Raw genomic sequence first — 24,060 nt, forward strand, 5'->3', positions numbered from 1 at the left:
CACTGCGGTGCGGTGTGGATAGACTCCAGCTCACGTGAGCGGGGACCGACCGAGGGGGAGTCGCGTGGAGGGCAACCGGGCGAAAGGCCAGGAGGGGCGCCGCTTGGTGAGTACGGCGATCCGCGAGGCGCTCTCGGCGGGAGACCTCGGGCCGGGCCAGCGTCTCGTCGAGCAGGAACTCTCCGAGAACCTCCATGCGAGCCGCAGTTGTGTCCGGGAGGCGTTGCAGGATCTCGCAGCGGAAGGCCTCGTGGAACTCGTCCCGCGCCGGGGCGCTCGCGTCCGGGTCGTCTCCGTCGATGAGGCCATCCAGATCACCGAGTGCCGGGCCGCCCTGGAAGGTCTCTGTGCACGCAGGGCAGCCGAGCGCGCCCCCGCCGGGCAGCGCGAAAGCCTGCGGGCGATCGGTGACGGGATGCGGGAGGCCGTCACTGGCGGCGACCTCAGCGCATACTCCGCACTCAACCGCCAACTGCACGCGCGCATCGCCGAGATGAGCGGTCAAGAAGTGGCCCGTGGGCTGCTGGACCGGCTCAAGGGCCAGATGGTCCGCTACCAGTTCCGGCTGGCGCTGCGCCCGGGCCGCCCCACCACGTCGCTGCCCCAGCACCTCGCGATCATCGATGCGATCCTCGCTGGTGACGGCCCTGCCGCAGAGGCTGCCGCCCGGGCCCATCTCGACAGTGTCGTCGAAGAGTTGCGAGTCCCGCCCGGCGGCACGGAGCCGCACGCAGCGGGCTTCCGGAAAGCGTCCGGCTGACGGCGGATCTCGGGCACGTTGATCTTGGTTTCTGAGCCCCCGTCACCTTCGTTGGTCCCTGGTGAGCACGTCCAGCTCATGCAGGGTGCTGGGGGAGCCGGGCGGACCGCGCAGGACCTCGGCGCACGTCGGCTTGGGCCGGCCAGGCGCAGGTGCCTGATGTGCCGACGGCCGGGCTGCCGGGCACCATGGAACGTATGGGTAAGACGGCCGTCATCGTCATCGACATGATCAACACGTACGACCATGCCGACGCGGAGTTGTTGCTGTCCTCCGTCCACGAGGTCGTGCCGGCGGTGGTCAGGCTCGTCGAGCGTGCCAGAGAGCAGGACGTCCCCGTCATCTATGTCAATGACAACTTCGGGGAGTGGCGCTCACACCACGGAGAGATCCTCGACCAGGCGCTCTCCGGGGCGCATGCGGACCTGGTCGAACCCCTCCGTCCGGACGAACGGTCGCTCTTCGTGGTCAAGGCGCGGCATTCGATCTTCTACGAGACGCCACTTGCCTACCTGCTCACCCAGCTCGGTGTGGACCGGGTCGTTCTGTGCGGCCAGGTCACCGAGCAGTGTGTGCTGTACTCCGCGCTCGATGCCCATATCCGCCACCTTGGTGTCGTAGTACCGCGCGACGCGGTGGCGCACATCCACCGGGATCTGGCCGACGCGGCGTTGCGCATGATGGAACGGAACATGGCAGCCCGGATCGGCACTGCTGACGACGTCTCCCTGTCGGGCTGACTCGCCGGCCCGCTGCGCTGTGCCCGTTCCTCGCTTCAGCAGTACGCGGCTCGGGGCCTGGCGCCTCGTCCGGAATCCCGTGCGGGGCGACGGCGCATGCGAGCAGATGAACCGTGCCGGAAACCCTAGTGCGGGACCGTACGCGCGGTATGAAGCGGCGGGGGCAGGAGAGGGAGCGGACGCACGCCAGTCCCCGACCCTGCTCAGCCGATGCGGATCGAAGTGACCTTGTGGACGACGGCCGAACTCATCGCCGGTCCATGGCAGGTCAGCTGATACGGCGGTGTGCGGTAGGCCTCGACGTCGACCTCGAAAGCCATCGGACGAGGCGGCGGGCCGGTGATGCGGATCCGCCAGTGGTCGCCGTCCCGGGACGTCCCTGCGACCACGTAGTCATGCCGGCCGGCGGGGCCGAAGTGGCCGATCACGGCTGCGACCGCGGCCTGCTGCGGCGGGAAGAGGTCCGTGTATCCGCGCAGGTGCTCTGCGTGGATACGGCCCGCCAGGTGTTCTTGGACCGTTGCGACGGACGACCTGGCATCGAGATCGCCGTAGTAGACGCCGTCGGGCGCGACGACGACGTTGGCCGCGAACCTGTCACCGCCGACGTGCGTGCATTCCCACACCAGGTTCGGCCAGCGCTCGCTCAGGGCTCGTCCCACGGGCCGTCCGCGCACGGCGCAGCAGGTGTCGTGCTGCCCGTGGGCGCAGACGAGGACGACGGGCGGAAGACCGAGTTCTCCAGGGGCGCCGAGGGCTTCGACGATCTCCGCCAAGTCCTCGTCGCCGCTCCATGTGCCCCATTGCTGGCGGTAGGCGCCGGAGCCTTCATGGCGCAGTACGGCCCAGCACCTGGGGCCCTCGGGTCTGCGGCGTCCGTGCCGCCTGACCAGAAGCACTCGCGCCCGCACCGCCTGGGCGGCGGAGAACACGAGTGCTTTGGTCACGGGCTCAAGCTCGAGGCCGTCGAAGCCGTTGGCCGGCCAGCCGCCTCGATACTCGATGAGGACCCAGACGACACCGTGCGGTGCTGTGCCCACGATCGAGTCGCCGCGTATCCGGGCGGCGTCGGCGCAGAGGAAGCGTTCTGTCCCCGTCACCGTAGCGGCGTCACTGTTCGGCGGGCACCAGCACGCCCGAGCCCAGCAGTCTTTCGACGAGTGCGACACCCAGATCACCGGCGGGGCGGACCTCACCGTCGAGCAGGCGGATCACAGACGGCAGATCGGTCTCCGGGAAGTCGAGCCACCCCACGCGGGTGGTCAGGCGCGTGCCCTCCAACCGCGCTTCCAGCGCCCCACGGAGCCGCACCGGCGACTCGGGTCGAAGGCCGGCGACGGCCGCGAGCTGGGCCAGCGGTCCCAGCGGCGCCGGGCGCTCCTGGCCTCGCCGGGTGCGGTGGAAGAGCGGAGCGGAATCGGCCCCCGTGACGGCGGCGATGAGACGCTCGCGGACGATGTCGATCTCTCCGGCCGGTCCGTCCACACCCAGAGGCAGGGTGCTGCGCATTCGGGGATCGTCGCGCAGCACGGCGAGTGCGGACTGGGCGAGCTGCTCGGCCAGCGCGTAGCGCGTCCAGCTGTGGATGCCGAGCGTCAGATGGATCGAGACCTCGCCCTGTGCCTGGGCGGCGTGCAGCCACCCCCGCGGCAGGTAGAGGACATCGCCGGGCCCGAGCACGGTATCGATGCAGGCGTCGCCCTTCGCGGCCTCGGCGACGGCGGAGCGGCGTTCGGTCCAGGGCTGATCGCGCAGCGGGTCCGGGTGGACGGGCTCGTGGATGAGCCAGCGCTTGGTGCCCTCGATCTGAAGGACGAAGACATCGTGGACGTCGTAGTGGTGGTCGAAACCGCAGTTCTGCGGCGGGGTTACGTAGGCATTGGCCTGAACCGGATGTCCCAGCTCCGTGCTCAGCCTGGCGCTGAAGTCTGCGACTGGCCCCCATGTGCGCTGCAGCGCTTGCAGAACGAGCGTGGCGCCGTCGGCGAACCCGCGCCACAGAGCAGTGTCATCGAGCTGGTCGGAGATGGTGGCGCCGACGCCGGCGGGCGAGGTGAACGACGACTCGGGAAGTGTGGAGCCGTCCTTGGCAACGCGGAGGAAGGGCGTACGCAGTCCGCGACGCGAGATCAGTTCGTCTACGGCGTTGGCGGAGAACAGATCGGAAAAGTCGCTCGCACGGCGTGTGAGCAGCGCTCTCCGCGCCCAGACGTCACGGGCGAACTCTGCCTTGCTCAATCCGGTCAGACGTGACTCCAGAACCCCGGCGCCTGCGGTGGCGCCGACGTCCTGTAGCTCGGCCCGGGGGGTGCTCAATGGCGGCTGCCGGAGCCGTCGGCTCCTCCGTCGTGGACGCCGGGTGTGCCGGCCGCACCGCTGTCCGCGGGACCCTCGGCTCCTCCGTCGGCTCCGCCGTCGTGGACACCGGGTGTGCCGGCCGCACCGCCGTCCGCGGGACCTTCGGCTCCTCCGTCGGCTCCTCCGTCGGCTCCGCCGTCGTGGACGCCGGGTGTGCCGGCCGCACCGCTGTCCGCGGGACCTTCGGCTCCTCCGTCGGCCCCGCCGTCGTGGACACCGGGTGTCCCGGCCGCACCGCCGTCCGCGGGACCCTCCTGCTGGCTCGGATCCTGCTCGGGGTTGGTCATGATTCCTCCTGAGCATCGTTCGGCTGGGACCGGTTCCCGTAGGGGCGCCTGATCATCAGATACGGAGATCTCTACATGGGCACCGCCCACAATCACCGTATCCCCACGGAGCGAAAGCATCGATTCGAGCCGGGAGAATTCACCGGGCGCCGGGCCGATCGAATGCGCGGTTCCGCCATGCGAGGCGAGGCGATGGACGGCATTTCCAGCTCCAAGGCCTCTCAGGTGGTTGATATCTCCTGGGCGCGGTGGCGGCCGTCGTCCGTACGCCTCGGGACGCCCACCTCGTGAGCCCGCCCGACCCCCGCAGCCCGTCGGCAGGCTTCGGCCTTGTGATCGCCGGAGACCTGTCATGTTCAAATCCCGACAGCCACCGCGGCGAGGCTGGGCAGCCCGTTTTGGCTTTTCAAGGTGCCGCACTCTCAAGCCGATGGACTTCAGCTTCGCCGATGGGCTGGTGGAGCCCTTCGAGCAGGGGAATCTTTTGCTCGGCCCCCGGCAGCGCGTTGCTCTCGTCGTGGATCCGCTCGGCGGCGCGACGGTAGGAACCATCGGCTAGCACGGCCGGCCAGGGAACGGACGGCATCAGAAGGCGCACCCGGCGATTCGGGCAGCGAGTGGTGTAGCGACGGCGCTGGCCCTCACCGCGAGCACGGCTGCCCCCACGAACGCCGCTGCTTCAAGTGAACGAGGCCAGGGGCAAGGACACGTGCCAAGGGGTCGTGGGCACTCCGACTCTGTGGAACTCTGGGCCGGTGATCGCTGAAGCACCGGACGACGCGGAATCACTTGCCGTGGGGGCCCTCGAGTGGCTGCTGAACGCTGCCCGGGACGTCGACGACGGCTCGGCCTGGCCGGACACTCTCGCCGACGACCAGGTCGCGCCGACCCTGTACAGCGGGACTTCGGGGGTGCTGCCGGCCCTCCTCGACGCGTGGCGGTACTTCGCAGACGACCGGTACGCGGACGCGGCCCTGCGGGGTAGCCGCAGCGTCGCTGACGTGGTCGAAGACTGGGAACGCAGCGGCCTCTACACAGGGGTGGCCGGGATGGCCGTCGTCCTGCGGGGCGTGCACCGTGTGCTCGGCGACACCGAGGCGGGGGCGTCCGCCGACCGTGCTCTGGATGTCTTGCGCGCCCGCTACGACGGCGCAGGGTGGAACGGCTACAGCGAACTGATCGTCGGCAACGCCGGGATAGCGCTCGCCGCTCTGGAGTGCGGCGATCTCGGCCTCGCCCAACTGGCGGTCGAACGCTACGCGCACACTGCTGAACCCACCACTGCCGGCGTCCAGTGGGAGGTCCGCTCCGGTGCGGCCCCCCGCTTGCACCACATGTCGCACGGCACCCTCGGCATCGTCTACGCACTTGCTGCCGTGGGCCGGGCCACCGACCGTTCCGACCTCGTCGACCTCGCACTGGCCGGCGCAGCCGACGTGGTCTCCCGCAACGAAGCCGGTCCGGACGGCTTCCTCGTCGCGCACTCCGATCCGCAACAGCAGCACGAGAAGATCGAGCGCCATAGCTACGGCTGGTGCCACGGCACGGCAGGAGACGCCCAGGCGTTCCGACTCCTGAGCCACATCCTGCCTGACGACCCCGCCTGGCCCGCCCGCGTCGACCGCTGCTGGCACACGGTCGTCAACTCCGGCATCCCACAACGGACCCGCCCCGGCTTCTGGGACAACAACGGCCGCTGCTGCGGCACCGCCGGCGTACTCGCCCTCGCCTGCGACCGGCAGGTCGAACGCGGCGACGGCCGCGACTTCGCCGAGGTCCTCGTCGCCGACCTCGCGGCCCGAGCGACGACCGACTCCGACGGCATCCGCTGGTCCAACGTCGAACACCGTGAAACGCCCAGTGACCTTGCCCCCACCACCGGCTGGGCCATGGGCAACGCGGGCATCATCCGTGAGCTCCTGCGCCACGCCCGCATCACAGCGAACCGTGACCCGCGGTACGCCGTCCCCTTCCCGGATCACCTGCCCACCGCCTGAGTGCCTTACGGCCGCGTTCGCCGGCTGGCCGGAGACGTGCGCGGGGCAATCACCCGAAGAATCGGCCGAGTTGAAGCGGACGGGTCGGACGCCTACACCAACGGCACCAGGGCCACTCGGCATTGCTCGGTTCGATTCGCATCCACGAGCTCCCGGGCGGCCCTGCTTCGTGCGCGTGGGACGGGCACCGCTCCAGGCCTGGACGTGCCGCCGCCGAAGACGGGAAGGTATCAATTGGTCGTTGCGTGCGGATGGCCAAGGTAGGGAAACTCGTTCAGGAGGTCAGTGTGTGGCTCGAGCCCGGAGGGAGGGATGTCGCCGTCCGAGAGGAATGAGAGCCGATAGTCGATGACGTCGTCGGTGAAGACGCGGCCGTTGGGGTATTGCGCGGGCTTCGAAGGGTCGAAAACCAGCATGTCGGGCAGGATGCGGTCGGCGTCGATCGCCGCGATTGCCCCGTCGCGTGTGTAGTTGCCGGTGTGTCCCATGAGATGGACGAATTGATCGGTCCAACGATCACGATCGTTCACCGGCTCACTGGCGTTGTATTCCTCCTTCGTCTCGTCGGTGTTGAAGAAGCTGCTGACCGAAGGGTGGCCGGCACGGTCGGCGTGGACGAGCCGGCCATTTTGCCGCACACTGCAACGACCCCAGATACGGATCTCGGGGTTGGCCTGGAGCTCGCTTGTCGGCAGCTCGAAAACCGTCGAGAACACGTTGGCTTCCGTGTTCGAGTCCGCACCCGTCCACGGCGATGTGCCACCGAGATGAGGCGCGGTGAAGTTCCTGCCGCCGGTGGTGTCGAAGAGGTCCTTGATCCCGTCGAAGTCGAAGAAGAAGGCGTCGCTTCGACTACCGGCGAAGAACGTGTAGTGCCCAGAGGTGACGCGGTGTGGCGTGGTACCGAATGACACATCGGCGTCGGTGACGACCTGCTGCCCCACAGCTTCGGGCGAGCGGGCCTCACCGCCACGTGCCATGAAGACACTGAATGTCTGACGGCCATCCCGCGGCGGAGAGAAGACGTAACTGATGGCCAGGTTGGCGTGACAGTCGCCGTCATTGTCGATGTTGAGACGATAGATGGCGTCGGGATGCAGAGCGTCGGCATTCGGGTTCGCATTGAGGATCAGCACCGTCCTCGCCGGGTCGGCGGGGGACTGAAACGCGTAGAGGTCACAGAGGTCGAGCCTTTGGTCCCCGAGTGGTGCGCCCAGACTGAGACCGGTGAAGTGATTCGACATCGTGCAAGTCCTTTCGCTGATGGTGGGCCTACTGCCAGGTGTGGCCAAGGCCCGGCGCCGGGGAACGCGGGTGGCGCTTCCCTGCCGAGAGGGGTCTACAGGACTCAATCGGGATATTGGAGCATGAAAGATGCTGAATCGACTGGATTCATGATGTGGCAGGCCGCGTTCGACTGCTGGAGCAACTGGCGAAGTGGCCGGGCTCCGATCGGTCCGCGTACGCGATGTCCGCCACCGCCGGTGTGCCCGGAAGGTGCCGCGGGTGCTCACCAGCCAGAAGCGCGGGCCGCGAAGCACGGCCCTATGGTGAAGGAGGGGCAGGTGAGAGAGTTCTCTACCCACGCTTGAGGGGTCACATGGATGACGCCGAGATTGTCGAAGAGCCAGAAGAAGGGGCGGAAGAGCCCTACGAGGACGAGCCGGAAGGCGACGACGGCACCGAATACCTCGAGGACGACGACGAAGTCGGTGACGACTACTCTCCCGACGAGACCGACGACACCCGCCGGCGGCCGGCGAGAAGCAGCGAACCCGATGTCTACCTCGACGTCCCCACCCTGAACATCGAGGAGATCGACCTCGAAGTCCAAGACCTCCGGGCGCGGGTCTCGCTCCACGCGGAAGTGCTCGACCTGCTCAAGCTCGATGTGGGAGCGGACGTCGCCCTTGGCCGGGTGGAGCTCGACGTGAAGGGCGTCGAGGCACAGGCGCTGCTCAAGGTCCGGCTGGACAATGTTCTGTCCGTGGTCGAACGGCTCCTGGAATCCGTCGACCGCAATCCGCAGATCCTGGAGCACATCACTTCGGCGGCCCGGGACCTCGGCGAAAACGTGGGCTCGGCTGTCGAAGGCGTCGGGGAACGGGCCGGACCGGCCATCGAGGGCATCGGCGGGGGCGCGGGAAAGACTATCGAGGGCGTTGCCGAGGGGGCCGCATCCGCTGGTGAGGGCAACGGCGGGAGCGGCGCTGAGGCGGCCGGCAACGCGGCCGCCCGGAGTGCGAAGAAGGCACGTAAGCGCGCTGGTGACACTGCCTCGAAAACAGCTCGGAACGCCGAGGGATCTGCGGACGACTCCCTCGGCGGCACGCGCCGGACTGCGAGATCGTCGGGGAAACCACCCCACGCGGAGAGTGACGGGGATACGTATCGCCGACATCCGGCGCGGCGTGGGCGGAGTACCGAATCGGAGCGCCCGCGACAGCACAGGCGCCCGCCGCAGCGCTGAACCGCGCTCAGTGCCGCAGTCCGGCACGCGGAGGATGACGGACGGCAGACCTGGCCCTGTTGCCTGAGCCGCGCCGGTCACCGGCTCCGTCAGTGGCCCGTGCAGCCCGAGGTGCGTGGTGGCTCGGCTCGATGGAGTCTGGTGATCATGCGGAGTAAGAATGCGCGGGGAGGCGGGGGACACGACGCAGAGGGACTTCTGGACGAGCTCTATGCCACACCGCCGCCGGATTTCGTCTCCCGTCGTAAGGAACTGGCTGCCCGGGCCAAGGCTGACCGGCGCGTCGAGGATGTCCGCCGGATCCGTGCCGCCCGCCGCCCGACGCTCGCGGCCTGGGCAGGGAACCTGCTGCTCCGCTCGCAACCGGTGGAGAGCCAGCGGTTTCTGGAGCTCGGGCGGGCGCTGCGCGAGGCATACCGGACTCTGGATACCGACGGGATCAAGGAGCTGTCCCAGCAACGCCGGAGCATCGTCTCGGCCCTGTCCCGGCAGGCTGCCGCACTCGCCCGTGAAGCCGGGCACCAGCTGTCGGAAGCAGCCCAGCAGGACGTCGCATCCACCCTGCGCGCCGTGCTCGCCGATCAGGAGGCGGCAGACCGATGGGCCGCCGGCCGGCTGGAGCGCGGCCTCACTCCGCCGGCGGAGTTTCCGTCCAGCGCCGGCGTGACAGCTGACGCGCCGCAGAAGCCGGCCCGAGCGCCGACTGCGCAGCGCTCTTCGCGGACTCAGGCCAAGGACGAACTCGGCGAACGGCGCCGCCGGAGGCAGGAAGAGCTCGCCCAAGCCCGCAAGGCCGCCGCAATGGCAGATCAACTGCTTCGCGAGCAGCGCGCCGGCCAACAGGAAGCTGACGCATCGCTGCAACAGGCACGCGACCGGCTCGACCACGCTCGTCAGCAGGAGTCCGCAGCGGAGAAGCAGCTGCGAGGGGCATGCGAGAGGCTTCGGGCGGCCGAGCAGGAACAGCGGGAAGCTGAGGAACAGTGTCAGGCGGCGGCTGACGCTGTTACCCGGGCCGAACGGTCGGCGCAGGACGCCGGTCAGGAGGCGGAACGTCTGCTCGGCCCCGCCGGACAGGCATAGGTGACCGGGACGATCCCATCCATGCGCTCACCTCGGCAGATCGCCGCCGCCAGAAGAGCGCCGCCTGACCAGCCCCGTTCCTGCCACCATCTCTCGCACACGACATGGCGCTCCTCCTCGCGCAGTAGTCGTGGGCGAGAGCCAGGCGGTGCTCGTTGGTCTTCCTCGCGCCCGGGTCGCGCGCGGGGTGCGGTCGTCGTAGACAGGAGACATGAGTGAGCAGCTGCCTTCCTTCAACCCGGGCGAAGTTGTGCCCTCGAGCGGGATCTATATGTGTGACTGCGGTGCGGAGCACCACTGGAGTACGGATGTGAAGAGTCATCGGTTTCCGCCGCTGCCGACGGGCTGTACGGGCCACTCCTGGTCGCTGAAGTCCGGAACGCACCCCGGCGGCGCCTGACGCCGCCCGGGCCGGGGGCGAAGTGGCCGTCGTGGGCAGCAGCCCCTCAGAAACCGCCTCCGAAGTCTCCGCCCCCTCCGTCGTTGCCGCCTCCGCCGAAGCCGCCGCCGAAGTCGCCCGGGTCGAAATCGGAGCCGGACACGTCGCCGCCCCCGAACCCGTCCGGGCCACCGCCGTACCCGTAACCGTCGCCGTAGTCCGCGCCATAGGCCGGGCTGGACAACGTGCTGCCCAGCAGCGTGCCGACCAGCAGGCCCGGAAGGATGCCGCCGCCGAAGTAACCGCCGGCCCAGGGGCCGTAGGCGGGGCCCGCCTCCCAGTACGGACGTCGGCCGGTGCCCGTTTCGACGGTGCGGATGTCCGGGTCACGCCCGTCCTCCAGACGGGCGAGGTCCGCAGCGCAGACGGGCACCTCGCGTACCGCGCCGGCCGTCGGAGCCCAGGCCCTGTCAGTGACGGACGGGCCGTGCCTCGGGTCGAAGAAACAGGGCGGACGCCGCTCCGGCAGCGCAGTCCCGTTGCGGCGGGCTTCCAGTGTGGCCAGGGCGAAGCGGCCGTCCTCGAGCGCCTGCGTGGCACCGCTGACGTCCTGGGGGCGCCGGGCGGATGCCATGACCGACTTGGCCTGTTCGTACGCGTCGAGAGCCCGCTGATAGTCCGACCGCATCGCGTCGTCCGCGCCTTCCTCACCCGGTCGGAAGTCCAGCCGGTCCAGTTCCTCGCCGAAGGTGGTGATGTCCTCATCCACGACGACCCGCAGCTTCTCCAGCGCGGCCTGCTCCTGTTCCGCACGCCTGTGTTGCCGGCGACGGCGGACCGCGAAGAGACCTGCCCCGGCGACCAGGAGCACCACCCCGGCGCCGATCAGGAGGCCTGTCGGGGACCCGCTGTCCCCGACGCCCCAGGACTGCGGTGCGGAGCCGCGAGCACTGCGCACGGCGATGTCCGTGAAGTCGTCCAGCTGCTTGGTCGCGCTCTCCCCCTGCACAGCGGTGACCGCGGACCCTACGGAGGTGCCGCTCATCACGCGGGAGTCCGCCCGGGCGTCGAAGCGGTTGCCGAGGCGGATCGCGTACACACCGGCGATACCCGTCCTGGTCCGCAGGTTCCTGAAGAGTTGCGACGTCGGCATGTCAGCCGGAAGCACAGCCACGAAAACGGCCTTGTCCGAGTCCTTGATCCGCTTTGCCAGGGCGTCCTGGTCCGCTACCGAGACCTGGTCCCGCATCGACGGGTCGACGTAGACCGGACCCTTGCGCAAGGCCTCCGCGACGACGGAGAGATCGGGGGCGGCCCGAGCCACCGGCGCCGTCGTCAAGACGGTACCCAGGGCCAGGAGCATGGCGGCCACGGCGGTGACCAGCCGGACTGTGCGGCACTGCGGCTGCCACCTGAAAGGACTCATGCATTCGACGCTAGCCCAGATCGCACCGCCCAGCGGTGCGAGGCGAACCGGGACCGCGCACCCGGACCGTGCCTTGACCCACCGGTTCATCGATGCCCCGAGGCCCCCGCACGACGGTGAATGCTCCATGCGGGCTACGCCTGTCCGGTGAACATGTTGATCAGGCCCTGGGGTGCGTTCTCGTCCCAGCAGCAGAGGCGGAAAACGTCGGCGCCCTCGGTAGTGGCCGCTGCGCTGCGCGGGAAGAGGGCTTGCTCGTACTCACTCAGAGCGGCCTCGGCATCATCGGGGTGGGCGGCGATGGCCCGGCCGAGTTCGGCGCCGTCGTACATGGCCAGGTTGGCGCCATCGCCGGACGGGGGCATCAGGTGGGCGGCGTCGCCGAGCAGGGTCACGCCTGGTACGCGGTCCCAGCGGTGCCCGGCGGGCAGGGTGTGGATGGGGCGCAGGACCGGTGCGGTCTCACCCTCGGTGATCAGCGCCGTGAGCTCCGGCGCCCATCCGTCGAACTCCTCCGCGATCCGCGCTGTGGCCGCGGCGGAATCGGTGAAATCGATACCGGCGAACCACTCCTGCGGCTTGTTGAGCGTGACGTAGGTGTGAAGAGTCCCGCCGCTCTCCCGGTGAGCCTGAATCCCCTTCCCCGGCGCGAGCGCGTGCAGCGCTCCGCCCCCGACCGCCTTCGCGCCGGAGGGGTGCCGGGTGTCGCCTTCGAACAGGTAGGTCTCGATGAACGACGTGCCGACGTACTCGGGTGTGGCGTCGGAGAGCAGCGACCGGACGCGTGACCACGCGCCGTCCGCGCCGACCAGCAGGCTCGTGACGACGGCGGTGCCATCGGCGAAGGTCACCTCGTGGCGGCTGTCGCCGAGGGCACGGACACCGCTGACCTTGTGGCCCCACCGGGTGGTGCCGGCGGGTAGTGAGTCGAGCAGGATCTGTCGCAGCTCACCGCGCTGCACCTCGGGACGCCCACCCTTGCCGTCGTCGGGGTCGTCGAACAGAACGGTTCCGTCCCGGTCGAGGATCCGTGTCGCCTCGCGGCCCTCCAGGATGAGGCCGCGGAACCCTTCGGTCAGACCTGCTGCTTGGAGAGCCGGCTGGCCGTTGTGGTGGTGGATGTCGAGCATCCCGCCCTGTGTGCGGGCGGTCGGCGACGTCTCCGCCTCGTAGATCGTCACCGGTATGCCGTGAACGTGCAGGACGCGGGCCAGTGTGAGTCCGCCGAGTCCGGCGCCGATGATCGTGACGTCAGTGGTCATGGTGGCTCCTTACGTGTCGCCTGTCTGCCGGGTGAGTGCCCGGCAAGCATCTATGGAATGTTGTTCCAACGGCAGACTGGAACCTCGTTCCAAAGATGTCAAGCTGGAACGGGGTTCCAGGTGTGTGTCACGATGTACGCATGGCAACCAGGGCACGTCGTCCGGAGCGACGAGAGAAACCGCTCTCCCGGGAGCGCATCGTCGAGGCTGCGATCTGGCTTCTCGACGCGTCGGGCGAGGGCGGACTCACGTTCCGCGCACTGGCCGAGCGCCTCGCCACTGGGCCCGGTGCGATCTACTGGCATGTCACCGGCAAGGACGAACTCCTCAACGCCGCCACCGACGCCGTCGTCGCCGGCACCATGACCGCCGGCGCCGCTGAGGCAACGCCGAAGGAAGCGATCCACACCCTCGCACTCGGCGTGTTCGACGCGATCGATGCCCACCCGTGGGTCGGCACGCAACTCGCCCTCGCTCCCTCGCAGCCCCCGATGATGCGGGTCTTCGAACACATCGGACGCCAGGTCCAGGCGCTCGGCGTACCCCGCGCTGCCCAGTTCAGCGCCGCGTCCGCGCTACTGAACTACATCCTCGGAGTCGGCGGACAGAACGCGGCCAACGCCCGCGGGTGCCGGCCGGGCACGAACCGCGCCGAGTTCCTCAACACCACCGCGGCCGCATGGGCGAACCTCGATCCCGACGAATACCCGTTCACACGGGGCGTCGCGGACCAGCTGCGCGACCACGACGATCGGGCGGAGTTCCTGGCAGGGATCACTCTCATCCTCGCCGGCATCACCGCGGTCCACTCGCCCGCCGCGTAGCCGCCTCGGTCGGGCACCGCGATGGGCGCCCGAGCTGCCCCGTGCAGTTGGCCCACTCATCGCCCTGAAGTCACGGCGATCGAAGGTCTGTTGAGCCCGCAGCCCGCCTTTCCGGACGCCGGTTGTGACGTTCCTCAGACTCCAGGGCGGGTCTCTCGGATGGCGTTCCGTGAGCTCCGGCCGGAAGGTGCAGCGTACGAGGTCGGCGCCGGACCCGGCGCTGTGACCGGGCGCATGGCTCTCGGCCTCACCGGACTGCCTGCGAACACCGTGCGAGACAGGTCGCCGTTCGTCGTGCGTCGGTTCCATGCGCGGAGCGGACTGGCGCGGCCCGCGCTCGGGCCGACACCGACCCCCTGTCTGCGGGCAGATGCGCGGGGGCGACTGCCGGGGGCAAGGTGGGGGCATGACGACAACGCTCGGTGCCTTTGTTCTCGGTAGTCCCGATCCGCCCGCGCTGGCCGACTTCTACCGGGCCCTGCTGGGCTGGCAGGAGGTCGATCGCGAGCCGGAGTGGGTTCGCCTGCGGGCTCCGGAACAGGAACGTCCTAGCCTCAGCTTCCAGCTGGAAGCCGACCACACGCCCCCGGTGTGGCCTCAGCGCCCGGGCACTCAGCAGATGCAAGCCCACGTGGACCTGCAAGTCGACGACCTGGAGGCGGAGACCGAGCGAGCCTGCGCCCTGGGCGCCACGCTGGAGGAGCATCAGCCGCAGAAGGGCGTACGGATCCTCCGCGACCCTCACGGCCACCCGTTCTGCCTGTTCCTCCCGGGCGCCTGAACGACCCCGCGTGGCACCGGGGCGGACCGACACCTCCACCACCTCCACCAGCGGGATCCGAACGACAGTTGCACACCTGCTTCGTTCAGTGGACTCAACCGTTCCGACGAGGAGGGGGAGTCACCACCGCGGTCGCTTTTCCCCCGCGACCCGGCCGCAGACTGGACGAACAGGGGAGATGGGCCCGGCACGGGCCATCAGCGCTGTCCCTTGCGATCACGGTGGGTCAGCCGGATCTGGAGGTGGGACAGGGCGCCGGTGCGCTGCCGGCGCAGAGCGGCCCGCGCGGCGTTGGCTCCAGGGGCGCCGTGAACCCCGCCGCCCGGGTGCGCGGAGGCGGAAGCGAGGTAGAGCCCGGGGACGGGTGTCTCCGGGCGGCCGGTGCCGGGGGAGGGGCGGAAGACCAGCTGCTGGTGCATGGCCGTTGTGCCGCCGTTGATTGCGCCGCCATGAAGGTTGGCGTCCATGCCCTCCAGCGTGGGCGGGGCAAGAATGCGCCGGGCCCTGATGACGGCGCGGAAACCGGGGGCGTAGCGCTCGACCTGCGCCTCGACACGGTCCGCCATCGCCTCCTGCTCCCGGGCGTCCCACGAACCGGTCAGGTTGTCGTCCCCGGCGTCGCCCCGCACCCGGTGCGGTACGTGTGTGTACGCCCAGGCTGATTCGGTGCCCTGGGGCGAGCGGCTGGGGTCGGCGGTCGTCATCTGGCCGAACAGGGCAAAGGGCTCGTCGGGGACTCGGCCCATGGCGATCTGTGCGGCGAAGCGGGTGAGGCCGTCCACCCCCTCGGCGAGGTGGACGGTTCCGGCCTGCGCGGCCTCCGGGCAGGTCCAGGGAACCGGGCTGTTCAGTGCCCAGTCGACCTTGAACGTGGCGAAGTCCCACTGGAAGCGCTTCAGGTCGGCGAGCAGTTGCCCGGGGAGGTGCCGTTCGGCCACCAGGGAGCCGTAGAGAGCCGGCGCGGTCACATCGGCGAGGACTGCCCTGCGCGCCACTACGGCCTCGCCGCCCGCGGTGCGGACGCCGACGGCCCGGCCGCCGCGGACGACGACCTCGGTGACCCGTTCTCCGCAGCGGACGGTCCCGCCGCGCCGCGTCAGGCGGCGGACGAGAGCGGCGGTGAGCGCCCCGGCACCGCCGGTGGGGACGGGGAAGCCGTAGGTCTGGCCGAGCATGGACATGAGCCAGCCGAACCCGCCGCTGCCCGCCGCTTCAGGTGCGAGGTCCGCGTGGAGTGCGTTGCCCGCGAGCAGGAGCCTGCCGCCTTCGCCGCGGAACTCCTCCTCTCCCAGACGCCGCACCGGCAGCACCATGGTCCTGGCGAGGCGCAGCCCGCCCGCCGCACGTAGCTGCAGAGCCAGCCGGGCTCCGGCACGCACTGGGGGGAACGGCGTGAACAGGGCGTCGATGATGCCGGGCCGCAGCGTTTCCCAGACCTCCCGCAGCTCCTTCCACGCGGCCCCGTCCCCGGGGGCGAACGCCTCCAGGCTCGCGGCCGTCTCCTCCAGGTCACGGCTGAGCACCGCGCAGCGACCGTCCCGCAAGGGGTGGGCGAGCACCTTGGGGGCGTGGCTCCAGCCCAGCCCCTCCCGCTCCAGCCCCAGGCTGGCGAGGACCGGGGAAGCCGCAGCCAGAGGATAGAAAGCGCTGCAGAGGTCGCTGGCGAAATCGGGGTCGACCCCTCGGTCGTGCCGGACCGCTCCTCCGGGCTCGTCCTGGGCCTCCAGGACCTCAACGCTCCAGCCCGCGTCGACCAGCAGGTTCGCCGCGACCAGCCCGTTGGGGCCCGCCCCGATCACTACAGCGTCCGGCATGACACGCTCCCGCTCGATGGGTGCCGCCACGCCTGGTGGCGCGGCCGGTCTCCAGGTCTTGGTGCCGGTTCAGGCGGTGCGTGGTCGGGGCCGCCCGGAATGGGTGCGGGCCGGGCCTTCGGCCTCCTCGCACAACCGGGCGAGGCGGCTCAGCATCGCTCGATGCCGCACCTGCACAACGGCGTCCAGGAGGCCGTTGTGCAAGGAGCCCCCCACACCGCGCAACGGGTGTTCGTCGAGGATGATCAGTGTGTGCTCGCCCCAGGGCCGCAGTTCCATCGCGATCCTAGCGGTCCCCAGCGGTCCGCTGTCCGCCTCCAGTTCGAGAACTGCGGTCGGCTCACTGCGACGCACGACGGTCCGGTTGTGCAGGGTGATCGGCCCGATCTTGATCTCGTAGCGGAGGGCTGCCCCTGGCTCGGGCCACTGCCCCTCGTCCAGCTCGGCCTGTGAGGTGCCGACGACCCAGTCTCCGTACCGTTCGACGTCGGACAGGACCTCCCAGACGTCCTCGGGGGGCTTCCTGATCAACCGGTGCCGTACGGCCATGCGTTCCTCCGCCGTTCGAAGTGTCGTGTCCCTCGCCGCGTGTTCCACGCTAGGCCCGCGCACACGCTCCCGCGCGGGGACGGCGGCCATGCCGGTGCGGCCGGGCGGCTGCCGGAGCGCAGCACGCCGTGGCCCGGGGCATCCTGGGTACGGGCGCCGAACCGTTCCGCCGTGTGGAGGCGCCATGCCCGTTCCTCAGCTCCGACCCGCGCGTGTGGCGGCGGGTCGTCGAGATCAACGGGTGGGCAGCGCGGTGACGGCGCGCCCTTTGCTGCCGCCGCTGGTCACGCTCCGCTCCCGGTGGATGATGCGACAACTGGAGAGGAGCGGGGATGTCGCGGCGACCGGGCCCCTGGGCGCGGCTAGGCAGAGCTGTCTGCTGAGTGTCTGCCCGGTGCCGTACCGCGGCCCGGGGCGGCCGTCGAGAGCTTCGCTCACAGGCGGATGACGCCGCGAGGCGCGAAGCCGACGGTAGCCCGACGGGACTGGTTCCCTGGCTGAGGAGGGCGAGAGAGAGTGCTCGGCGCGCTTGTTGCGGCGACGCAGACGTCGGCACGCTGCGAGGAGGACTCTTGCCCCCTTCCGCCTGTGCCCGGCGCCGGAGCCTGCCGATTCGCAGACGGTGCGCCCTCATCGAAGGGCTCCTCGGCGGGCTCGTTCACCACTGCCGCCGGCTCGTTACAACGAAGCCCATCCACACCGGTCGGCAGCCAGGGTCTCAGCGGCCCATCAGCCGCAGCAACCTGGCCTGTCGGGCTTCCCCGGCCGGCAGCGGAGTTCCTGGGGCGGCGAAGAAGCGGTGGGTGGTGTCGGGGGAGACGGGCGACTCCGCCAAGCCGGCGTAGATTTCTGCGAGATGGTCCTCGATCCAGGCGACCAGCCCCGGATCGAGTCCCTCGGGAGCGTTGAGTGCTCGGGCCAGGTCCCACGTGTGAATGGTCGCGTCCGTGGTGCGGACGGCGAGGGCCTGTTCACCGGTCATGGGGCTCAGGGGATGGTCCAGGATCTGCTGAAGAGCGCCCGGCCTCCGGAACGCCGCGGCGCACTGCCGCATCGACCGGATGTATGCGCTCACCGGATCGCCTCCCAGGGCGTCCTCGTCCCGGAGCCGGATGAAGTCGGCGGCCGAGCCGCCGTCCAGCAAGGAGATGTAGTTGAGGTTTCCCCGGGCCATGTGGTTGACCAGGTGGCGGACGTCCCATTCCACGCAGGGAGTGGGTGCCGACCACTGTTCGGGGCGTACGGTGCGCAGCCTGCGGGTGAACTCGGAACCGGAGAGCAGATAGCGGTCGATGATGTCGGCGAAGCGGTAGGGCATGACCGCAGCGTAGGGAACGCCCGAGGTGATGTGCTGGCGGAAATCAGACGCCCTGCAGATCCGGGCCGGCACCGCGGCGCGATGCGATGCAGACGTCGCCGGCGGCAGTTCTGCCGGGTGCGATGACCTTGACAGCGGCTCCGGCTCTCAGGTCAGGTTCAGTCCACCGTCGAGCACGATGACCTCCCCGGTGAGGTAGGTGCTGGTGAGCACCGATGCCACCAGGTCGGCCACGTCGGTGGGCTGGGCGGGGCGGCCCATGGGCGCGCGGTCCCGCCACAGCTCGTGCGCCTGCGCCCAGTCCTTCGTCATCGGCGTGTCCACCAGTCCAGGCGCGACGGCGTTGACCCGCACGTCCGGCCCGAGGGCGGCTGCCAGCAGCCGGGTCACATGATTGAGCGCGGCCTTGCTCGCCGCGTACGGCACCGACGAGCCCTTGGGGCGTACCCCGGCATGGCTGGTGATGTTCACTATGCTGCCGCCTGCGGGGGATTGGCGCAGTGCCGGAAGCGCCGTTGTGCACAGCACCCATGGCGCGATCAGGTTGACCTCCAGCAGCTGCCGCCAGTCTGCGGCCGTCGCCGCGGCCAGGTCGTCATGCGGGATCGGCCAGCTGAGGCCCGCGTTGTTCACCAGCACGTCGAGCCGCCCGAACCGGTCGAGCACCGTCTCGACCAGTCCCCGGGCTTCCTCCTCCACTGCCAGGTCCGCCTGCACGTACGTCCCGCCGAGCTCCTCCGCCAGCGCCTTCCCGGCCTCCACGCTGCGCCGCGAGTGCACGACGACCCGCATACCGTCCGACGCCAGCCTCCGCGCGATGCCCTCCCCGATCCCCGACGTGGACCCGCTGATCAGGGCAACGGGACGATCGGCATGTTCAAGCTTCATGCCGACGGATCATGCCACCTCGGCCTTCAGCTGGGCTGCCGAGCAGTCCCGAGGTGCCGACGGCCAACTCATCAACACCACCCGTCCGTGGGACAGGGCGCTTCTCCAACTCAGCGACATGGGCGGTAGTTGGTGCTCGATAAGGCATGTGGCGGGGTGAGTCGGCCTCACCGCTCGGTAACGACCTGGTGTGCAATTGCCTCGCGCCGGAGCCCCCGGCGTTCTACCCTCGCGGCCATGACGTCACATGATGCGCCTGGAGGCTCTCGGGTGGCCCCGGCCGGGCTGGTGATCCGGCCAGAGACCGCCGACGATCACCGGGACGTGCGCGAGGTTCATACGCGCGCCTTCGGTGACAGCGATCGCGTCCCCGGGCTGGTGGAGGCACTTCGTGTTGCGGAGGCCGCGTTGGCGCCGATGTCCTTCGTCGCAACCGTTGGTGACCGGGTCGTCGGGCATGTCCTGCTGAGCGCGACGCGGTTGGACGCTCCACGCCGGATCGTGGACGTCCTGTCCCTGTCACCGCTGGGCGTGGTCCCGGAGTTCCGGCGTGAGGGTGTCGGTACTCAGCTCATCGCGTACGCCCTCGCGGCGGCTGACAGCCAGGGTGTGCCGTTGGTATTCCTGGAGGGTTCGCCGCACTACTACGGCACACGCGGCTTCGAAGGTGCCGGCGCGGTGGGCCTCCGTTCGCCGTCTCTGCGTATTCCTGAACCTGCGTTCCAGGTCGCTCGGTTGTCCGCTCACGAGCCGTGGATGACGGGCACCTTCGTCTACTCAGAGGTCTTCTGGGCCTTTGACTGCGTCGGCCTGCGCGACCGGGAGGCCTGAGTTTCCACCCGCGGGAACGTGACCTGACGCCCAGAAGTAGCCCGCGCATGTGCGACCCGGTCGTGTTCGACCACGGCGTCGCCCTCGTGTACCACTCCGGCCGCGAGCGCATAGCAGGCCCGCGTCGCTCGGACCGCACGATCAGATGCCGCGCCAAATACCGTGCCGGGCAAGGGATAGTCGAGCAGATGCGCGCCCTCGCCCCCGTGGGCGGCGTGCATGATCGGGCCTGGAGCCCGACCACTTGATGAACGGCTTCGGCAAGCTGAGGCGCGGCACTGCGAAGCCGGCCGCATCGTGGGCTGCCACCTTGCCTCTTCTGGTTTGTTGATACGTCCAGCCGTGATGCCGACCGGGGTGACCGGCGACGCGGCCGATGGGCGGATCGCGCGCGCCAAGGGCCGGTGGATCGCGATCAGCCGCGATACCGCGTCCAGCCACCTGGCTTGATCTTTTTCTCGTCCGGGGCATTGACGACGTCTGATGACGGGCCTACGGTCGGCGCAGTTCATCAATGTGATGACTGTTCACCTATGTGAATTGAACTGGAGATGTTCGATGACCTCTTGTTTCCTCCGGTCACGTCCTTCACGTCATTCGGGGAGGTGGACCCGGTAGTGCCGGCAGACCGTCGGGGACGAGGATGGGCAATGCGCCCCGGGGTGGTGATCCTTGCATCTGGGACCAACTGGTTCCGGGCGTCGGAAGAGCAGGAATGCCGGCCGGGCGGTGCGCGTCGCTGTCGAGGTCGCCCGTGGAGGTGTGCCGGTGTTCCCCGGGACCCGAGGGCCGGTGCCGACGGCCGCGCCGGCACGCGAGACGGGCATCCCAGGGAGGCCGGCCCGGGGCGGACCCTGAACGGAATGCACTGGCCCGGCTGCATGAGCAATGCCCGGGGTGTGGATTGCGTAGCTGGGGCCGACACGGCCCATGGGCGCACGGCGCACCCCAGGGGCAAACCGGCGAAGCCGCAGTGGCACCCGCACCCGATCGGCTGTGCACCTGGGACGGACATCCGCCGTCGACCGGTCACGGCGAGTGACAGTGCCGGCGAAAGGGGATAGGCATGCTTCGCCCTACTCGGCATCTCCGTCTCATCGGAGCGATGCTGGCAGCGGTACTCATGGCGGCTGGACTCTCCGGGTGTGACGGCGCCGCCGGTGGCAAGGGAAGAGTCCTTCATGTGCTGGTCGGCGCCGACCCCAGCCACGCTGCGGCACGGCGGGCCTGGATGGCGCGGATCGAGCGGGAGTTCACAGCAGAGACGGGAGCCACGGTTTCCTTCGACACTTTCTCCTCTGCCGGTGACGAACAGACCAGGATCCAGAGCTCCATTCTCAGCGGCACCGGCCCTGACATCTACAGCATCGGCACCACCTTCACGCCGGTGGCTTACGCCACTGGAAGCTTCCGCGTCCTCACGGGATCGGATTGGAAGCGGATCGGCGGGCGGGACAAGTTCATGCCGAGCGCGCTGGCGATGTCCGGACCGGATGCGCAGCACGACATCGGCGTACCCCTCTCGGAGCGCCCGTACGGGATGCTCTACAACACCGCCCTGTTCCACTCCGCAGGCATCAGCTCTCCGCCGAAGACCTGGGATCAATTCCTGACCGACGCGAAGAAGTTGACCAATCGGAAAGCCGGTGTCTACGGGACGGCGATGGACTATGCCGACCCCTACGACCCATGGAAGTTCATCTGGACTTTCGCCCTGCAGTCCGGTGCGCGGTTGACCAGCGACAACGTGAGCAAGGCTCAGCTCGATGATCCGCGGATCGCGGGCGCGGTCGACCACTACTTCGACTTCCTCGGCACCCAGCATGTCGTCGACCCGGCCTCCGTCGGGTGGAACTCCGCGCAAGCAACGGCGGCGTTCGCGGCAGGTAAGGCAGCGATGCTGCCGATGGTGAACCCGCAGGCCGCAGCAACGCTCGAAAAGTCCGCGGTCAGGGGCACATACCGTTTCGTTCCACTTCCGCTCGTACCGTTCGGCGCCACCGCCCGTCCTCACGGCGGCCTGGCGGCCGGAAGTATCGTTTCAGGCGACAATCTCGTCGTCGCCGGCTACACCAAGCATGCGAACCTGGCCATGGACTTTCTCGCCCTGGTGACCAGCACTCCCGAGCAGAAGTACTACAACCGTGCCTTCGGCGATCTTCCGTCTGTGGCTTCCGCTGCGCGTGGCCGCGTAGCGAGCGACAGCCGAATCGCGGAATACATCGCAGCTGAGAAGACATCGATACCCACCACCTTCAGTGGGGCCTGGGCTCAAATTCAGCTTGGCCTGGGCAACGTCGTGGCCCAGAGCCTGCCGGCACTGGCGAAGGGCGGCTACGACCCGTCGGCGGTCCGGCGGTTGTTGTCCACGGCGAACGACACGGTCCAGTCCTCCCTGAACGAACAGAGGCACTGACATGAGCCGATTGATCCCCGTGGAAGGCAGGTCAAGGGTGTTCACGTCAGGTATCGCCGCCGCCCTGTCCGGCAAGGTGGCACACCGCCGTGAGCGACGGCCGTTGTGGCTGATGTGGCCCGCCGTGAGCTTGCTCCTCCTGGTCGTCGTCATCCCCTTCGTGCTCGCCGTCTTCATGAGCTTCAGCCGACTCAATCAGTACACGCTGCGGCACTGGCTGAGCGCGCCGTGGGCGGGAGTGGACAACTACGTCGCAGCCCTGCGGACGTCGGGGCTGCTGCATTCCCTGTGGCTGAGCGTCGCGTTCTCGGTGCTCACCACCGCGATCGCCGCACCGTTGGGAGTGCTTGCCGCGCTGTCCGTCAACGGCCGCTTCCGCGGCAGGGGCCTCGTGCGCTCGATCTACCTGGTGCCGTACGTGATCCCGGTCTTCGTGACCGGCACGATGTGGCGGATCGTTCTGCAACCCACAGGCCAGGTCAACCATCTGCTGCAGCAACTCGGACTCGGCGAGGACACGCAGTGGCTGGTCGGATCCACCAGTTTCTGGACACTTGTCGGCGTCGACGTGTGGGCCTCGTGGGCGTTCATCTATCTGATGGTGCTCGCAGGCCTGCAGACGATCCCCTCCGAAACATACGAGGCGGCCGACCTCGACGGCGTCGGATGGTGGCAGAAGACGATCCATGTGGTGCTGCCGCAGATCAAGGGTCAGCTTGCCCTGGGCTTGCTGCTCAGTACGCTGCACCATTTCAACAATTTCACACTGCCGTTCCTGTTGTTCGGCAGCCCCGCACCCGACGCGGTCAACCTGCTTCCCATCAATATCTACCAAACCTCATTCCAGGTATTCCAATTCGGCCTGGGGGCGGCGATGTCAGTGGTCTCCCTGATTCTGATGGCCATTCCCGCAGTGGCGTACACGCGAAGTGCGCGACTTGATGGGCGAGTTCAGGAGGTGAGCGCATGAACTGGCGTCCCCGTGAACCGGAAGCCGTACTGCCGGACGGACTGCGCAGACTCGTGATCACGGCGATGGCTGCTTTCGCCGGGATTCCTGTGCTGTTCATGCTGCTGATGTCGGTCACCCCGGATGACCAGGTGGCGGCCGGCAAGCTATGGCCGACGCATTTCGCGTTCAGTAACTACCTGACCATGTGGAGCACCGTCTCCCTGGCGGACGGATTGTTCAACAGTGTGGTCGCCGCGCTGGTGGCTGCCGTCGTCGCCACGCTGGTCGCAGTGGGCGCCGCGTATTGCCTGACCCGGTTCGTTTTTTCCGGCCAACGGCCCTTCCTCGTAAGCCTGGTGATGATGCAATCACTGCCGCAATCGTTGTTGATCCTGCCCTTGGTGGTGGTATTCTCGTCGCTCGGAAATGCATTGGGTGTGGCGATCATCGGCAGCCGCGGTGGTCTGATCGTCACTTACCTGACCTTCGCGCTGCCTCTCGCGACGTGGGTCATGGTGACCCACTTGCGCGCAATCCCCGCATCCCTGGAGGAAGCCGGTCTCGTCGACGGTCTCACCCGGTTCGGAACGCTGCGCCTGATCATCCTGCCGCTGTCCTGGCCAGGCATGGTGGTGGCCCTGGTCTTCTCGTTCCTGCTGGGATGGAACGACGTGCTCTACGCGAGCATCCTCACCGGCCCCGATACCCGAACCGCCGCCGTGCAGCTGCAGCAGCTAGGCCAGAGCATCGAGGGCGGAGCCATTCCGCTCTACGGCCAGCTGATGGGCGCATCGGTCATCTGCGCCATCCCCGTCGTGGTGCTCTACCTCGCTTTCCAACGTCAGCTCACCGGCGGACTGACCTCCGGCGGCGTCAAGGGCTGACCATTTCCGCCTCCCACACCCCCATTACGTCAAGGAGAACC

24 protein-coding genes are annotated in these 24,060 nt (G+C 68.9%); 13 read left to right on the forward strand and 11 right to left on the reverse strand.

All coding sequences use genetic code 11. The features are described from left to right. The first annotated feature begins 106 nt into the window (after positions 1–106). Positions 107–760, forward strand: coding sequence for a GntR family transcriptional regulator (locus OHS16_RS30525; RefSeq protein WP_328540479.1), 654 nt, complete (start codon positions 107–109; stop codon positions 758–760). Positions 761–957: 197 nt separating this feature from the next. After that, positions 958–1,500 carry an isochorismatase family cysteine hydrolase gene (locus tag OHS16_RS30530; RefSeq protein ID WP_328540480.1) on the forward strand — a complete coding sequence of 181 codons (543 nt, stop codon included), beginning with the start codon at positions 958–960 and terminating at the stop codon, positions 1,498–1,500. A 203-nt stretch (positions 1,501–1,703) separates the two neighbouring features. On the opposite strand, the gene OHS16_RS30535 is transcribed toward OHS16_RS30530, so the two are convergent. Genes OHS16_RS30535 through OHS16_RS30545 form a run of 3 tightly spaced genes read right to left on the reverse strand, consistent with a single transcriptional unit; the run spans position 1,704 to position 4,145 of the window. Further along, positions 1,704–2,600 (reverse strand): sucrase ferredoxin, encoded by an 897-nt coding sequence (locus tag OHS16_RS30535; protein ID WP_328540481.1) that lies wholly within the window; start codon positions 2,598–2,600, stop codon positions 1,704–1,706. A 10-nt stretch (positions 2,601–2,610) separates the two neighbouring features. Beyond that, positions 2,611–3,816, reverse strand: a complete 1,206-nt coding sequence (locus OHS16_RS30540; RefSeq protein ID WP_328540482.1) for a cupin domain-containing protein — start codon at positions 3,814–3,816, stop codon at positions 2,611–2,613. Next, the gene (locus OHS16_RS30545) at positions 3,813–4,145 is read right to left on the reverse strand and encodes a BatC protein (RefSeq protein WP_328540483.1); all 333 of its coding nucleotides are present in this window, start codon (positions 4,143–4,145) and stop codon (positions 3,813–3,815) included. The genes OHS16_RS30540 and OHS16_RS30545 overlap by 4 nt, the downstream gene beginning before the upstream one ends. Positions 4,146–4,575: 430 nt before the next feature. Here OHS16_RS30545 and OHS16_RS30550 point away from each other — a divergent pair, with 430 nt between their 5' ends. Next, positions 4,576–4,704: a hypothetical protein gene (locus tag OHS16_RS30550; protein ID WP_328540484.1), complete on the forward strand. Its 129-nt coding sequence runs from the start codon at positions 4,576–4,578 to the stop codon at positions 4,702–4,704. A gap of 196 nt (positions 4,705–4,900) precedes the next feature. Further along, positions 4,901–6,142, forward strand: a complete 1,242-nt coding sequence (locus tag OHS16_RS30555) for a lanthionine synthetase LanC family protein (RefSeq protein WP_328540485.1) — start codon at positions 4,901–4,903, stop codon at positions 6,140–6,142. Between the two features lie 230 nt (positions 6,143–6,372). Here OHS16_RS30555 and OHS16_RS30560 read toward each other — a convergent pair whose 3' ends face one another. Further along, positions 6,373–7,386, reverse strand: a complete 1,014-nt coding sequence (locus OHS16_RS30560; protein WP_328540486.1) for a DUF4331 family protein — start codon at positions 7,384–7,386, stop codon at positions 6,373–6,375. 356 nt (positions 7,387–7,742) lie between these two features. Here OHS16_RS30560 and OHS16_RS30565 point away from each other — a divergent pair, with 356 nt between their 5' ends. Continuing rightward, positions 7,743–8,612: a hypothetical protein gene (locus OHS16_RS30565; RefSeq protein WP_328540487.1), complete on the forward strand. Its 870-nt coding sequence runs from the start codon at positions 7,743–7,745 to the stop codon at positions 8,610–8,612. A 147-nt stretch (positions 8,613–8,759) separates the two neighbouring features. Beyond that, positions 8,760–9,695 carry a hypothetical protein gene (locus OHS16_RS30570; protein ID WP_328541043.1) on the forward strand — a complete coding sequence of 312 codons (936 nt, stop codon included), beginning with the start codon at positions 8,760–8,762 and terminating at the stop codon, positions 9,693–9,695. Between the two features lie 446 nt (positions 9,696–10,141). On the opposite strand, the gene OHS16_RS30575 is transcribed toward OHS16_RS30570, so the two are convergent. Both OHS16_RS30575 and OHS16_RS30580 read right to left on the reverse strand, forming a co-directional pair. Further along, positions 10,142–11,500 (reverse strand): LPXTG cell wall anchor domain-containing protein, encoded by a 1,359-nt coding sequence (locus tag OHS16_RS30575; RefSeq protein ID WP_328540488.1) that lies wholly within the window; start codon positions 11,498–11,500, stop codon positions 10,142–10,144. A 134-nt stretch (positions 11,501–11,634) separates the two neighbouring features. Next, positions 11,635–12,762 (reverse strand): FAD-dependent oxidoreductase, encoded by a 1,128-nt coding sequence (locus tag OHS16_RS30580; protein WP_328540489.1) that lies wholly within the window; start codon positions 12,760–12,762, stop codon positions 11,635–11,637. 140 nt (positions 12,763–12,902) lie between these two features. Here OHS16_RS30580 and OHS16_RS30585 point away from each other — a divergent pair, with 140 nt between their 5' ends. Both OHS16_RS30585 and OHS16_RS30590 read left to right on the forward strand, forming a co-directional pair. Continuing rightward, positions 12,903–13,586, forward strand: a complete 684-nt coding sequence (locus OHS16_RS30585; protein ID WP_328540490.1) for a TetR/AcrR family transcriptional regulator — start codon at positions 12,903–12,905, stop codon at positions 13,584–13,586. 406 nt (positions 13,587–13,992) lie between these two features. Then, on the forward strand, positions 13,993–14,367 hold the full coding sequence (locus OHS16_RS30590) for a VOC family protein (RefSeq protein WP_328540491.1): 375 nt from the start codon (positions 13,993–13,995) through the stop codon (positions 14,365–14,367). Positions 14,368–14,564: 197 nt separating this feature from the next. Here OHS16_RS30590 and OHS16_RS30595 read toward each other — a convergent pair whose 3' ends face one another. The 5 genes from OHS16_RS30595 to OHS16_RS30615 all read right to left on the reverse strand — a co-directional run bounded on the left by OHS16_RS30595 (position 14,565) and on the right by OHS16_RS30615 (position 18,936). Beyond that, a complete protein-coding gene (locus OHS16_RS30595) occupies positions 14,565–16,181 on the reverse strand; it encodes a phytoene desaturase family protein (protein WP_328540492.1) in 1,617 nt (538 codons plus the stop codon). A gap of 69 nt (positions 16,182–16,250) precedes the next feature. Further along, the gene (locus OHS16_RS30600) at positions 16,251–16,730 is read right to left on the reverse strand and encodes an SRPBCC family protein (protein WP_328540493.1); all 480 of its coding nucleotides are present in this window, start codon (positions 16,728–16,730) and stop codon (positions 16,251–16,253) included. A gap of 234 nt (positions 16,731–16,964) precedes the next feature. Continuing rightward, entirely contained in the window at positions 16,965–17,168 is a 204-nt protein-coding gene (locus OHS16_RS30605) for a hypothetical protein (RefSeq protein WP_328540494.1), read from the reverse strand. A gap of 280 nt (positions 17,169–17,448) precedes the next feature. Further along, positions 17,449–18,048, reverse strand: a complete 600-nt coding sequence (locus OHS16_RS30610; protein WP_328540495.1) for a TIGR03086 family metal-binding protein — start codon at positions 18,046–18,048, stop codon at positions 17,449–17,451. 147 nt (positions 18,049–18,195) lie between these two features. After that, positions 18,196–18,936, reverse strand: a complete 741-nt coding sequence (locus OHS16_RS30615; protein WP_328540496.1) for an SDR family NAD(P)-dependent oxidoreductase — start codon at positions 18,934–18,936, stop codon at positions 18,196–18,198. On the opposite strand from OHS16_RS30615, the gene OHS16_RS30620 reads away from it, so the two are divergent. From OHS16_RS30620 to OHS16_RS30640, 5 genes are all read left to right on the forward strand, one after another. Continuing rightward, on the forward strand, positions 18,935–19,096 hold the full coding sequence (locus OHS16_RS30620) for a hypothetical protein (RefSeq protein ID WP_328540497.1): 162 nt from the start codon (positions 18,935–18,937) through the stop codon (positions 19,094–19,096). The two genes, OHS16_RS30615 and OHS16_RS30620, sit on opposite strands and share 2 nt — an antisense overlap. A gap of 77 nt (positions 19,097–19,173) precedes the next feature. Then, positions 19,174–19,767 (forward strand): GNAT family N-acetyltransferase, encoded by a 594-nt coding sequence (locus OHS16_RS30625; protein WP_328540498.1) that lies wholly within the window; start codon positions 19,174–19,176, stop codon positions 19,765–19,767. A gap of 1,123 nt (positions 19,768–20,890) precedes the next feature. Beyond that, positions 20,891–22,183, forward strand: coding sequence for an ABC transporter substrate-binding protein (locus tag OHS16_RS30630; protein ID WP_328541044.1), 1,293 nt, complete (start codon positions 20,891–20,893; stop codon positions 22,181–22,183). A 1-nt stretch (position 22,184) separates the two neighbouring features. After that, on the forward strand, positions 22,185–23,153 hold the full coding sequence (locus tag OHS16_RS30635) for a carbohydrate ABC transporter permease (protein ID WP_328540499.1): 969 nt from the start codon (positions 22,185–22,187) through the stop codon (positions 23,151–23,153). After that, positions 23,150–24,019: a carbohydrate ABC transporter permease gene (locus OHS16_RS30640; protein WP_328540500.1), complete on the forward strand. Its 870-nt coding sequence runs from the start codon at positions 23,150–23,152 to the stop codon at positions 24,017–24,019. Before OHS16_RS30635 ends, OHS16_RS30640 begins: the two co-directional genes overlap by 4 nt. The last annotated feature ends 41 nt before the right edge of the window (positions 24,020–24,060 follow it).

It is taken from the genome of Streptomyces sp. NBC_00344 (genome assembly GCF_036088315.1).
Lineage (GTDB): Bacteria > Actinomycetota > Actinomycetes > Streptomycetales > Streptomycetaceae > Streptomyces.